The organism is Paenibacillus sp. J22P143 (genome assembly GCF_059692035.1).
Genome location: NZ_JCAUAQ010000024.1, coordinates 1 through 12,676, shown reverse-complemented (window position 1 = coordinate 12,676; position 12,676 = coordinate 1). Strand labels below are relative to the sequence as shown.

Annotated in this window: 8 protein-coding genes and 9 tRNA genes; all 17 read right to left on the bottom strand. The window is 46.2% G+C overall.

Annotated elements, in window-relative coordinates; translation table 11 throughout:
• Nucleotides 1-466: 466 nt before the first annotated feature.
• The 17 genes from glmS to AC58PQ_RS23480 all read right to left on the bottom strand — a co-directional run bounded on the left by glmS (nt 467) and on the right by AC58PQ_RS23480 (nt 12,638).
• Nucleotides 467-2,296, bottom strand: coding sequence for a glutamine--fructose-6-phosphate transaminase (isomerizing) (gene glmS / locus AC58PQ_RS23560; protein WP_497245914.1), 1,830 nt, complete (start codon nt 2,294-2,296; stop codon nt 467-469).
• A 451-nt stretch (nt 2,297-2,747) separates the two neighbouring features.
• Nucleotides 2,748-4,088 (bottom strand): phosphoglucosamine mutase, encoded by a 1,341-nt coding sequence (glmM, locus tag AC58PQ_RS23555; RefSeq protein WP_497245912.1) that lies wholly within the window; start codon nt 4,086-4,088, stop codon nt 2,748-2,750.
• 31 nt (nt 4,089-4,119) lie between these two features.
• The gene (locus AC58PQ_RS23550) at nt 4,120-5,364 is read right to left on the bottom strand and encodes a CdaR family protein (protein ID WP_497245910.1); all 1,245 of its coding nucleotides are present in this window, start codon (nt 5,362-5,364) and stop codon (nt 4,120-4,122) included.
• Complete coding sequence (gene cdaA / locus AC58PQ_RS23545; protein ID WP_497245908.1) at nt 5,357-6,175, bottom strand: diadenylate cyclase CdaA; 819 nt, start codon at nt 6,173-6,175, stop codon at nt 5,357-5,359. Before cdaA ends, AC58PQ_RS23550 begins: the two co-directional genes overlap by 8 nt.
• A gap of 168 nt (nt 6,176-6,343) precedes the next feature.
• On the bottom strand, nt 6,344-6,949 hold the full coding sequence (locus AC58PQ_RS23540; protein ID WP_497245906.1) for a zf-HC2 domain-containing protein: 606 nt from the start codon (nt 6,947-6,949) through the stop codon (nt 6,344-6,346).
• 81 nt (nt 6,950-7,030) lie between these two features.
• Nucleotides 7,031-7,627 carry an RNA polymerase sigma factor SigW gene (sigW, locus tag AC58PQ_RS23535; protein ID WP_497245904.1) on the bottom strand — a complete coding sequence of 199 codons (597 nt, stop codon included), beginning with the start codon at nt 7,625-7,627 and terminating at the stop codon, nt 7,031-7,033.
• 78 nt (nt 7,628-7,705) lie between these two features.
• Nucleotides 7,706-8,575, bottom strand: coding sequence for a DMT family transporter (locus tag AC58PQ_RS23530; protein WP_497245902.1), 870 nt, complete (start codon nt 8,573-8,575; stop codon nt 7,706-7,708).
• Nucleotides 8,576-8,697: 122 nt separating this feature from the next.
• On the bottom strand, nt 8,698-11,484 hold the full coding sequence (ppc, locus tag AC58PQ_RS23525; RefSeq protein WP_497245900.1) for a phosphoenolpyruvate carboxylase: 2,787 nt from the start codon (nt 11,482-11,484) through the stop codon (nt 8,698-8,700).
• Between the two features lie 338 nt (nt 11,485-11,822).
• Nucleotides 11,823-11,893: transfer RNA gene (locus AC58PQ_RS23520), tRNA-Gly, on the bottom strand.
• Nucleotides 11,894-11,910: 17 nt separating this feature from the next.
• Nucleotides 11,911-11,984, bottom strand: a tRNA-Pro gene (locus AC58PQ_RS23515).
• A 25-nt stretch (nt 11,985-12,009) separates the two neighbouring features.
• A tRNA-Arg gene (locus AC58PQ_RS23510) sits at nt 12,010-12,086 on the bottom strand.
• Nucleotides 12,087-12,095: 9 nt separating this feature from the next.
• Nucleotides 12,096-12,170, bottom strand: a tRNA-Gly gene (locus AC58PQ_RS23505).
• Nucleotides 12,171-12,208: 38 nt separating this feature from the next.
• Nucleotides 12,209-12,288, bottom strand: a tRNA-Leu gene (locus tag AC58PQ_RS23500).
• A gap of 19 nt (nt 12,289-12,307) precedes the next feature.
• A tRNA-Lys gene (locus tag AC58PQ_RS23495) sits at nt 12,308-12,383 on the bottom strand.
• Nucleotides 12,384-12,393: 10 nt separating this feature from the next.
• A tRNA-Gln gene (locus AC58PQ_RS23490) sits at nt 12,394-12,468 on the bottom strand.
• Nucleotides 12,469-12,477: 9 nt separating this feature from the next.
• Nucleotides 12,478-12,550 (bottom strand) — tRNA-Thr (locus AC58PQ_RS23485).
• Between the two features lie 12 nt (nt 12,551-12,562).
• A tRNA-Val gene (locus tag AC58PQ_RS23480) sits at nt 12,563-12,638 on the bottom strand.
• Nucleotides 12,639-12,676 lie beyond the last annotated feature (38 nt).

Below are 12,676 nucleotides of genomic sequence, written 5' to 3'. Positions count from 1 at the left end.
TGCAGCCTTTATAATAGTTTATATCACCAATCAATATTAAGGGAGCGGTGAGCAGAGACAGGGCGAGCTATCTGCGGCGGTATCTGAAAGAAGCCAATTCAGATCACAATTGAATCTGCTTCTAAAGTGCACTAATGGTCTCACACGAAGGAAGGCATACGCAGCGTTCGATATCGCTTAACGTTCCTTGTGAGGCGCCAATTCTGATTGGGAAATCCTTCTGGTTTAGTTCATTTGTCCTTTGTATATATCTGACTTTTTCTCCAAGATTCAATGGTATCCACTCCAAACTATAAAAAAATACCCTGCAATTATGTAACATAATTGCAGGGTTTGAGCTTTGTTCATGATGTCTAATTCTTGTGTTAGTTATCTGCATAAACGCCATGTAGTCTACAACTTTATTTTCACAGTCTAATACTTTATTTTCACTGAACACAGGACAGGAGGGACTGAGTTTTTAACCCTACTCCACCGTCACACTCTTCGCCAAATTCCTCGGCTTATCCACATCATTCCCACGCGCCAACGACGCGTAGTAAGACAGCAACTGCAAAGGAATCACAGACAACGCAGGAGTTAACACATCCAACGTTTTCGGAATAATGAACGTGCTGTCTACCGACTTCTGCAGCTCGGTTTCACCTTCCACGGCAATACCCAGTACATTCGCGCCGCGCGCCTTCACTTCTTTAATGTTGCTCACGGTTTTCTCGAGCAGCTCGTGCTGTGTCGCTAACGCGATCACTGGAATATCATCCTCGATCAGCGCAAGTGTGCCGTGCTTCAACTCACCCGCTGCATATGCCTCGGAGTGAATGTAAGAGATCTCTTTCAGCTTCAAGGAGCCTTCAAGCGCTACTGCATAATCCAAGCCTCTGCCGATAAAGAACAGATTATCATGCTTCGCCATCTCTTCAGCAACAACCTTCAATGCTTCCGCTTGCTCCAAGATTTCACTAACCTGCGCAGGCAGCTCCTTCATTGCTGCAATGACATCAGCAATTTCCTCAGCCGTTTGCGTGCCTAGTGTTTGTGCCAAATGCAGACCAAGCAGGTAGAACGCAATCAATTGCGACGTGTACGCTTTCGTCGAAGCTACCGCAATTTCCGGTCCTGCCCATGTTGTAATGATATCGTTCGCTTCACGAGCAACCGAACTTCCTACAACATTCGTAATCGCCAAAACGTGCGCTCCGCAACGCTTCGCTTCACGCAATGCTGCTAACGTATCCGCCGTTTCACCGGATTGGCTCACGACAATCACGAGCGTATCCTTTGTGATAATCGGGGAACGATAACGATATTCAGACGCTACATCCGTTTCGACCGGAATACGCGCCATTTTCTCAATGACATATTTCCCAACCATTCCAGCGTGGAACGCCGTTCCACAAGCCACGATATGCACACGGCTAATGTTGCGAATCGCCTCTGGCGTAATCGAAAGCTCATTCAACGTAACGCTCTTACCGTCAGGTGAAATACGACTTCCCATCGTATCGCGGTACGCCTTCGGTTGGTCATAGATTTCTTTCAACATGAAATGATCGAATCCGGCTTTTTCCGCCGTAACAATATCCCAATCGACATGGAACATTTCCCTGGAAATAAAATTCCCCTCTAAAGTCATTAGTTCGACAGCATCCCGCGTTAATAGCGCCATTTCGCCATCATTTAGAATGAACACATTGCGTGTATACTCTAGAATCGCTGGAATGTCGGAACCAATGAAATTCTCGCCTTCGCCAATCCCGATAATCAACGGGCTCGCTTGACGCACAGCAACGAGGCGGTCCGGTTCGAACTCTGTCAAAACACCAAGCGCAAACGCACCTGTCATGTGCTTCACGGCTTTCTGAACCGCTTTGAGGATATCACCCTCGTACAAACTCGCGATCAAATGCGAAATAACCTCTGTATCCGTCTCCGATACGAAAACATGGCCCTTCGCGATCAATTCTTCTTTCAGCGTAATATAATTCTCAATAATGCCGTTATGCACAACGGAGAATTTCAGTGAATTATCGGTGTGAGGATGTGAGTTCACGTCTGAAGGCTTACCATGTGTCGCCCAACGTGTATGCCCGATGCCAACGCTTCCGTTCAAAGGCGTTTCACCCAGCTTCGACTCTAAGTTCGCAATACGGCCTTTGGCCTTCTTAATTTGCAAACCATCCGCCGTATACACCGCAACCCCAGCAGAATCATAGCCTCGATACTCGAGCTTTTTGAGGCCTTCCAATAAAATCTCCTGAGAATTACGCTTTCCAATATAACCAACGATACCGCACATAGTTACAACCTCCAAATTTTTATAAGCCTCTTCTACAAGGGCTGTTTGTCAAGGATCTCAATTCAATACCAACCATAACTAAATAAACCATCTATAAGGGCGTTCATTACGTGTACATGTCAAAAAATAATAGATGTTGGATACTTGTCTGCCCGGTCGCCCGAACGATTTTGCTCTCCAACTTAACGGCACTCCTCGTGCCGGAAGGTCCCCGCCGAATGTTTCGAACACCTTCACCTCGTCAACTCACCGCGTAGTAGCAGCCTATCGGCTACATTTCCGTCCCGCTTGTAAGTTCTGGCGCTATTTGTTGCGAATAACCTCTGCCCTGCCTTTCCTTCTTGAGTAACTTCATCATATGCATTTTATCCTGGCAATGCAACTTGTTTTTGGCATGCCTCATCCCCCACCCCGCTATTTTCTAGCAAAATGGGGGACTAGCAACCTATGATTATACCAATTGCTCTTGAATGACCTTCGCAATATCGTGTACATACGCTTCAACTTGCTCTTTGTCTGGACCTTCGGCCATAACTCGAATCAAAGACTCAGTTCCCGATGGACGAACCAACACGCGGCCGTTATCGCCAAGCTCATCTTCCACCTTACGGATCGCCTCTTCGATAATAGCATTATCCTTCAACTTGCTCTTATCAGCCACTCGAATGTTGACGAGCAATTGCGGGAATTTACGCATAATCCCTTTCAAATCGCTAAGCTTACGCCCAGATTCAACAAGGGTATTCACTAATTGCAATGCTGTCAGAATGCCATCGCCAGTCGAGATGTAATCTAGGAAAATAACATGACCGGACTGCTCCCCGCCTAGGTTATAGCCGCCTTTACGCATCTCTTCCATCACGTAGCGATCGCCTACAGCCGTTTGCAGAGCCTTCAAGCCCGCTTTTTCGATCCCTTTGAAAAAGCCAATGTTCGCCATCACCGTCGTCACGATGGTGCCGTGGTTCAGCTTCCCTTTGCGATTCAGCGCATCGCCAAGAATGCTCAAGATGAAGTCGCCATCGACTTCATCGCCCTTTTCATCGATCGCGATCAGACGATCCGCGTCGCCGTCAAAAGCCAACCCGATGGCTGCGCCATGCTTAACCACCTCGGCGCGAAGCGTCTCCGGGTGGGTGGAGCCGCAATCATCGTTGATGTTGCGCCCATTCGGCTCTGCGCCGATGGTGATCACTTCCGCTCCTAGCTCGCGGAAAATCAAAGGAGCCAGCTCATAGGCCGAGCCATGAGCACAATCCAACACAACCTTCACGCCGTCGAACGACTTCGACACCGTCTCCTTCAAGAACGCCAGATAAAGGTGCTTCGCATCTGGCTGATCCGAAACCGTCCCAATCTCGCCGCCGACTGGGCGAGGCAGTTCATCCACAGCTGCATCCAGCAGCTGTTCAATTTCAAGCTCCGTCTCATCCAATAGCTTGAAGCCGTCGCCCCCAAAGAATTTAATCCCGTTATCCTCAACCGGATTATGTGAAGCGGAGATCATAACGCCCGCGTCAGCGCCTAGCTTTTTCGTCAAATAAGCAACCGCTGGCGTGCTCACCACACCAATTCGAATCACCTCAACACCAATCGACAACAATCCTGCTACGAGGGATGCTTCCAGCATCGGCCCCGAAATCCGTGTATCTCTCCCGATCACGACTTTCGGATGCTTTGCCTGTCTTGTTAATACATACCCGCCGCAACGTCCTACTTTATAAGCTAATTCTGGCGTGAGCTCGCCATTCGCGACACCGCGCACACCATCTGTACCGAAATATTTCCCCATTTTTGAATTCTCCTCTTTCTCTATTCCCCATTTAAGGATTTGTAGCTTTTACGTTTTTCTCGCTGATTTCAACGATCGCCTTCACTTCTTGCGGAAGCCCGAGCTTCACAAAGGTAGGCATATTCAAAGTAACATTCAATTCATGCTTCCCTGGCGGTAAATTACTTACATCTAGTATCGCTTGAATATCTTGAACTTTCAATTGATCAATAATGGTAGGAGCACCTTCTACTGTAATATTCAAGGTAGCCGACGCTGGTTGTGTAACTTTGGTTACATAATTCTCATTTTGCCCAATGATCGTAATCGGTACATTTTCTACGGCTTTCGTGATCGAAGGCACAACCTCAACATGGACCGTCACCTTCGCAGGATCCAATTGAGTTACTTTATTCCTCAGAGGAATGTCCAGTGCAAAATCTTTCGTTTCCTTCAGATCTTGCAGACTAAGGATCGGCCCTTGATAGAATTCCAGACGATCTACGACATCTTGCGCACCGTATACCGTTACCTTATCAGGGGTTTGCGTGACCATCGAGATCGCATAGCCTTTAGGCGGTTCTCCGCTTATTTTGAGCTGTAACGGAATCGTTTGGAACGGACTTGTAATTGGCACCTCAACATCCACAACCGAAGGATTGATGTTAAGTGTGACTTCTTTACCTTCTTTGTCGAAGGCCTGGAGTCTGACCTGTTTCGTTACCGCCGATTGTGCTTTATCTACGGAGACCTCGCCGCGGACATTCTCAATCTGATCAAGCTTACTGGTCTGTGCCGTAATATACACCTTGCCTGGCTTCACAATAGGTTGTCCCGCTTTGAGGCCTGCTGCTGGCGTTCCTTTGACATTAATAACCACAGGTACTTCTTTCATCTGTAGCTCCTCTATGACAACGTGGACCGTTCTAGGAACGATCTCCACATCTACATCCGAAGGTATCCCTAAAGGTGAAAGTGTAACCTGATGGTCGCCTTTGCCGACCTGCGTCAAATCGAGTTGAATCTGATACGAATTACTGGCCGTCACTTTTTTAACGGAAGATTCCTTGCCTTTCAGAATCACCTGTACATTCGCAGGAGACATCGACGAAATGTAATAATGCGTTTCATCGTATTTCGTTGTGATCGATACATTATTAATGGTCTCTACTCGCTCGCGCAGAGGTGTATTCCCGGCGATATTCGTCTCTTCCATATGCACGACAACCCACAGCAGAATCCCGATAACAAGCGCGACAATCCGTACCACATTCGTATTACGTAACCATTTATCCATTCGAACGCCCCCTCCATTTCAAGAAAGGGTTCTTTTCTTTAGCTTTTGTTTTCGGCTTCAGCTCTTCAAAGAGCTTAGCTATCAACGATTCCTCTTTAATATCCCGCACGATATGACCATTCATCGTCAATGAAATTTGGCCCGTCTCCTCTGAGACGATCACACACATCGCATCCGAAACCTCACTCATACCGATCGCTGCACGATGCCGCGTCCCAAGCTCCTTCGAAATGAAAGGATTTTCAGACAGGGGCAAATAACAACCCGCCGCCATCAGCTGACCTTGCCGAATAATGACTGCACCATCATGAAGAGGCGTATTGGGGATAAAAATATTAATTAACAGCTCTCCGCTGATCTTGCTCTCTATCGCAATACCGGATTCGACATAGTCGGTAAGTCCAGTCTCTTTCTCAAACACAATTAAAGCCCCAATCTTTCGCTTGGCCAAATAATTCGCAGCTCGAATCACTTCGCTGATTCGTTTGTTTACATCTTGATCCTCTTCTGATGAAGATCTGCCGCCGAATAGTTTTCCTCGACCTAATTGCTCCAAGGCTCTTCTTAGCTCTGGTTGGAAAATAATAATGACCCCAAGCACCCCAAACGTAAATGCTTGATTCACCATCCATTGGAGTGTACTTAACTGGAACCAAATACTAATAACCCAGATAATGACGACTACGAGGATACCTTTCATCAGTTGAATGGCCCTTGTTCCGCGCACCAATAGGATCAATTTATAAATCACATAGCTAACGATGAGTATATCGACGATATCCTTAGCCGAAATGCTCGTGAGCAAATCCATTGTATTCTCCCCCAGGCGACTTAACAAAGTTCTCTCTATTTAAGAATCATAACATAAACCTAGGTATACTTCTATTTATCTAGACTCCTCGCGCGAGAATTGGTTCATTTTTCCCATCTGAAAAACAAAAAAAGTCCCCTATAGTCTCAGCTATAAGGGGACTTTCCGTTATGGCGTGATTTTACCTGCGAATTCACCTAATTTATACCAGACCCAGCTCAATGCTTCATCGACTTGTTTGACTTCTCCAGATATATGCGCTGTTGAGGCCAGATTGACCGAACCATCGATGACGACGACATTCCCCGTTACATCGCCTTCAACCTTCAGTTTCCCGCGTTTAACAACAAGATCCCCATTCACGGTATGCCCTTGCGGTACAATCACCGTATCCCCTTGAATAACGACATCCTGAAGATTACTTCCCTGCACCATGAGATTCTGATCGTCATCCCACATCGATACGAAGCTTCCGAACATGACCGTTCCGAAAACAACAGCAACCGATACAGCAGGGTGTCTGCGAATCCACTCCGTCCAGGTGTTCTTCTTTTTCGTCGGTGGTAAGCCGCTCATAATCTGTGCAGTTAACGTATGAGGTACTTTGATGGAGGGCAGCATTCTAACCAAAGCATCCGTTTTCTCCAATTGTTTGAAAGTATTATGACACGCCTGGCAGGCTATCAAGTGCTCTTTCAACCTTAGAGCTTCCGTCTTTGGTAAATCACCGTCGAGATATTCATGTATGAGCGGGAGGGCTTCTTTACAATGCATGATACAGCCACCCCTTTCTTCAAATGTTAGAATTACTTATGCATGTTGTGATATACCATACGTTTCGATTTCAAATATGTTTCAAATTCGAACAGGATTTGTACTAACAACTTGTTCCTCCTGCTCCAACCTTTTTCGTAAGTACTCACGCCCTCTGTGAACACGCGTCTTGATCGTTGTCACAGGCATGTCGAGCACATCGCTTATTTCTTGCAGGGACATATCATGCAGATACCTGAGCACCACAACCGATTTATATTTCTCTGGTAGCGTCTCAATCGCTCGGTGAATTTGTGCCTGCGTCTCCGATACAATCAACTGCTTCTCCGGCGTGTCATCATCACTTGGCAGCATGGCATAATAATCATTGCCCTCTCCATCAGTCATTTCTGCATCCAACGAGTACGTTGGCTTTCTTCGTCGCAGTTTATCAATGCATAAGTTTGTCCCTATCCGGAAAATCCACGTAGAAAACTTCTGATTCTCATCGTAGCGATGCAAATTCGTATACACGCGCAAGAATGTTTCTTGCACGGCATCTTCGGCTTCTTGCTTGTTATTCAGCATGCGGTAAGCCAAATGAAAGATCTTGTCTTTATAGAGCTCCACGAGCTCCGCAAAAGCATTCCGATCCCCATTTCTGGCCAGCTTAGCCAGTCGTGCTTCAACAAAGTTCAATTGGTTTTCCTCCGGCTTCTCGACAATTCAACTACCATTTGTATAAAAAATTTCCCTCAACTAATATATACGCAGAAATCACGATTTGTTTTCAGAAATTATAATGCCTCCAAGAATCAGGGCCATTCCACCCCATTGTAATCCGCTAATCGGCTCTCCGATAAGCAGATATGCAGCGACAATAGCCACAGGAAGCTCTACAGAGCCCAATAAAGCAGCAAGTGTACTGCCGATCTTAGGTATGCCGATGTTAAATGCAACTGTCGGTACAGCTTGTCCTAAGAAGCCTAACAGTAATCCCCATAGCATAAGCATGTCACCATTTTCATGAACAAAAACTGTCGGTGGATACAACATATACATAACCGGCAATGCAGCCGTCAGCATAATCGCTGAATTCATGAGCGGAGGCAGGGTACTTACCACTTGTCCCGTGAAAAATAGAAAAATACTATAAGTTAACGCTGATAGCAGTCCATATACTATGCCCAGCATGCTGAGTTCGCCCCAGTTGGTATCAAACACATTCACAGCAAGGGTCGTCCCTGTCAAAATGAGTGCAATCGCAATGCCTTCCATTCGTTTAGGCCATTTACGTTTTACGATACAATCCATTGCGATCGTCATCCACGTAAATTGAAAAAGAAGAATAATACATAGGGAAGCATCAAGCTCCTGCAGCGCAATATTGTAAACGACCGTCGTTAATGACAATCCAAAAATCCCAATCAACCCAAGCTTGATCCACGGACCTTTGAAGGGATTCACCCAAGATTTTTTATGAAAAAGAATTAATATCCATACGAATAATGTTCCCAACGTCATTTGAGCAGGTGTAATCTGTCCGTCTGAGAAGCCCTGATCATAAGCCATTTTTATAAAAGAGGAAAGCAAGCCATAGCTTGCAGCTCCAATTAGAACAAGGACTATTGCCAACCATCGCCCCATGCTGCCGCGCACCTCCTGTCTTTGGGCAATTCCCGTAATCACAGGAAAAGCCGAGCTGCCTGCATTGCTGCAAGGCCCCCGACTTTATCATCCTGTTGCTTTTCTTATTTTGTCGTAAAGGATCAGCCCGTATTCCGAAGTCCCGCGGCAATCCCATTGATTGTAAGTAGTACTTCACGAAGCAGAATCGCATCATCTTCATTGTTTTCTCTTAGTGCGCGAAGCTCAGTAAGCAGTTCAACTTGCATGTAGCTGAGCGGATCCACGTAAGGGTTACGCAATTTGATGGATTCTTGAATCACAGGAACATTATCCAGAATCTCTTGCTGACCTGTAATTTGCAAAATAATAGAGGACGTCAACTCGTACTCGTCCTTGATTAGGTTGAAAATGCGCTCTGCAATCGCGGATTCCTTCACCAAGCTGCCGTATTCCTTCGCAATCAGAAGATCTGCTTTTGCTAACGCCATTTGCAGATTATCAATCATGGTGCGGAAGAATGACCAGTCCTCATACATCTCTTTAAGAACCGATAGGTTGTTTTCATTACCTTGAGCGAAGCTTTGCAAGCCTGTGCCTGCCGCATACCATGCCGGTAGCAGGTATCTCGTTTGCGTCCAAGAGAATACCCATGGAATCGCACGCAAATCTTCGAACTTATCGCTATTTTTACGCTTGGATGGACGGGAACCGATATTCAGCTCACCAATCTCCGGAAGCGGTGTGGATTCTTTGAAGAATGTTAAGAAGTCTTCGTCTCTGAAAATAAGATCTTGATACTTCGTTTGTGCTTGCTCCGAAATGCCGCGCATAATGTTCTCCCACTTGTCTTCTAGTGGGTGTCTTTGCGGGGAACGGGACAGCTTGGATGCTGTAATCAACGCGAAAGTCGCCTGTTCCAAACTACGGTAAGCAATCCCTTGTAGGGAATAACGGGAAGATAGAACTTCACCTTGCTCCGTAATCTTGATACCGCCACCCAGCGTTTCAACCGGTTGTGCCAGAATGCTTCGGTTCAACGGCATGCCGCCGCGACCCAATGCACCACCACGACCATGGAAGAACTTCAACTTCACGCCGAATTTCTTCGCTGCCTCTGTGATATCCTGAAGCGCCATGCGAAGCTCCCAGTTCGCTGTAATCACACCGCCGTCTTTATTACTGTCGGAATAGCCCAACATAATTTCATGCAGCTGTGTTTCAGGATCAAGGCTAGCTCGGTAAGCAGGGATCGCTAACAACGTGCTCATAATACCAGGTGCCGCATGAAGGTCGTCAATCGTTTCAAAAAGCGGAACAGACTGAACCGTACTCGTTACAGTTCCATCGCTCTCTCTGCGGTATAGGCCGGCCTCTTTGGCAAAAACAACAACTTCAAGCAGATCACTCGCACCTTGCGTCATCGAGATCAGGTAACTGTTAATACAGTTGCGTCCGAATTCCTTCTGCGCTTTACCTACGGTACGATAGACATCTAAGCATTCCTGCGTACCATCCGTATAATCCAAATACGTTGACGTGATTGGACGCGGATCATTTAGCACATTCGTGAGCAATGAAATCTTCTCATCTTCGGAAAGCTTGCTGTAATCCGGTGTAATACCCATTTTCGCCAAAATTTCAGTCATCGCATTCTCATGGTCTTTACTGTGCTGTCTAATGTCCAGAGCAGCTAAGTGGAAGCCGAATAGCTCCACCTGGCGAATCAGCTTCTTAATATATTTATCAGCGACATAATCTGCGAAATGCGCACGCAAACTAGCCTCCATGATTTGCAAATCTTGAATGAACTCTTCAGGGGTATTGTACTTCTGTGCAGCAGATACATTAGTATTGCCCGTATTATGAACCTTTTCGATCATATACGTCGTTTTAATTCGGTACGGCTCTTTCTCATTGCGCCAAACATCCTGAACATTCCCCATCGCATCACGATCACTTTGGATGGAGTTGATTAGCGCATCGCTCACATTCACAATGTTCTTGCTGAAGCTCATATGCGCAAGGGATTCTTTCAGAATTTCCTCATACTTTTGCAAAGCCAATTGACGGTGCAAACCAAGTGTTTCCCACGTCACATTCGCTCTCACAGATGGATTTCCGTCACGGTCTCCACCGATCCATGAACCGAATTTCAAGAAGGATGGCACATGCCACTTGTCTTCTGGGTAATATTTATTTAAACAACGCTCAAGCTCATGATAAACCTCTGGCAGTACATCGAATAGCGTCTCGTCAAAATAGTACAGTCCGTTACGCACTTCGTCGATTACCGTCGGTTTACGGTCACGCAGCTCGTCCGTTTGCCACAAATTAAGCACTTCACCTAGCAACTTCTCACGCAATTGCTCGCGTTCACGGTAGGTTAGATTAGGGTTGTCCAGCTTCATCATATCTTCAGAAATGCGCAGGTTAATATCGAGCACTGCACGACGCATAGCTTCAGTTGGATGTGCTGTCATAACGAGCTCCAAAGAGATCGCTTTAAGAATTTCTTGCACCTCGGAATAAGGAATATGCGTATTCTTCAGCTCTTGTACGATGCTCTCAATCGAACCTGGTTGTACAGATTCACCAGAAGAGCGCTCATAGTCACGCTTACGACGAATACGATGGTTTTGTTCAGCAATATTAACTAGTTGGAAGTATATAGCGAAAGCTCGTATCACTTGATGGCGAATTTCCGGATCTAGTGAAGATATCGTTTTCTTAAATTCATCATAGATCTCTATGACATAATGTGCTCTTAACGACTTGCTCATTTCACGAATTCTTTCAACGACATCCAGCAGACCACTTCCGCCCTGATGTACAAGAACTTCGCCTAGTATGTGTCCAAGAAACCGAACATCTCTGCGTAGCAGATTATTCGCACTTTGTTTTTGTAGGACGATCTCACTCTCTACCATTACTCTCCACCCCATCTATTCACTATGATGCATTAATGCTTCTCTCTGCAAAAGCTAGTCGCTATAAAAACTCATTTCAGAATATTTTACCACAATCTGACCGCTACACATAGTATTAAATAAAAAAAACCGTACGTTTTCCGGTGGTAATTAATGTATTGGTAAGATTCTACGTTCTTCTCATTCTTCTAAAACGCTCCGCTTTACGTCCCCTGATAACTTTCAATTGGATATATCGAAAGAACCACCCTTTGGATGGCTCTCTCTTTCGGTTGAACCATTGGTTTAATTCTCCCTATACAAAAGAAAAAGCCACCCGAAGGTGGCTCTCTCTTTTAAGCGGGCGGCGGGAATCGAACCCGCGCGATCAGCTTGGAAGGCTGAAGTTCTACCATTAAACTACGCCCGCGTAGTTTTGAAAAATGATCGGGACGACACGATTTGAACATGCGACCCCCTGCTCCCAAAGCAGGTGCTCTACCAAGCTGAGCTACGTCCCGATACGTTATAACTTATAATGAAGAATGGCGCGCCCTGAGAGATTCGAACTCCCGACCTTTTGATTCGTAGTCAAATACTCTATCCAGCTGAGCTAAGGGCGCATATTAATTTGGAGCGGAAGACGGGGATCGAACCCGCGACCCTCGCCTTGGCAAGGCGATGCTCTACCGCTGAGCCACTTCCGCAGGGTACCTCAAGTATATGAATATATTTGAGGATTTAATGCGCGTAGAGGGACTTGAACCCCCACGGTCACCCGCTAGATCCTAAGTCTAGTGCGTCTGCCAATTCCGCCATACGCGCACATTGTAAAAAAGGCAAATGGTGAGTCATGTAGGATTCGAACCTACGACACCCTGATTAAAAGTCAGGTGCTCTACCAACTGAGCTAATGACTCAAGATTAAAATGGCTGGGGATCAAGGATTTGAACCTTGGCATGACGGAGTCAAAGTCCGTTGCCTTACCGCTTGGCTAATCCCCAATAATAACATGCCGTCGAGAGGACTTGAACCCCCAACCTACTGATTACAAGTCAGTTGCTCTACCAGTTGAGCTACAACGGCATATGAAGTTAATGGTGGAGGCTGACGGGATCGAACCGCCGACCCTCTGCTTGTAAGGCAGATGCTCTCCCAGCTGAGCTAAGCCTCCATGGGATTTGAAAATGGTGACCCGTAGGGGACTCGAAC

What these genes read in the sequence shown, in the direction of transcription:
- glmS (WP_497245914.1), bottom strand. Translation starts at nt 2,296, where the DNA reads ATGTGCGGTATCGTTGGTTATATTGGAAAGCGTAATTCTCAGGAGATT.
- glmM (WP_497245912.1), bottom strand. Translation starts at nt 4,088, where the DNA reads ATGGGGAAATATTTCGGTACAGATGGTGTGCGCGGTGTCGCGAATGGC.
- AC58PQ_RS23550 (WP_497245910.1), bottom strand. Translation starts at nt 5,364, where the DNA reads ATGGATAAATGGTTACGTAATACGAATGTGGTACGGATTGTCGCGCTT.
- cdaA (WP_497245908.1), bottom strand. Translation starts at nt 6,175, where the DNA reads ATGGATTTGCTCACGAGCATTTCGGCTAAGGATATCGTCGATATACTC.
- AC58PQ_RS23540 (WP_497245906.1), bottom strand. Translation starts at nt 6,949, where the DNA reads ATGCATTGTAAAGAAGCCCTCCCGCTCATACATGAATATCTCGACGGT.
- AC58PQ_RS23530 (WP_497245902.1), bottom strand. Translation starts at nt 8,575, where the DNA reads ATGGGGCGATGGTTGGCAATAGTCCTTGTTCTAATTGGAGCTGCAAGC.
- ppc (WP_497245900.1), bottom strand. Translation starts at nt 11,484, where the DNA reads ATGGTAGAGAGTGAGATCGTCCTACAAAAACAAAGTGCGAATAATCTG.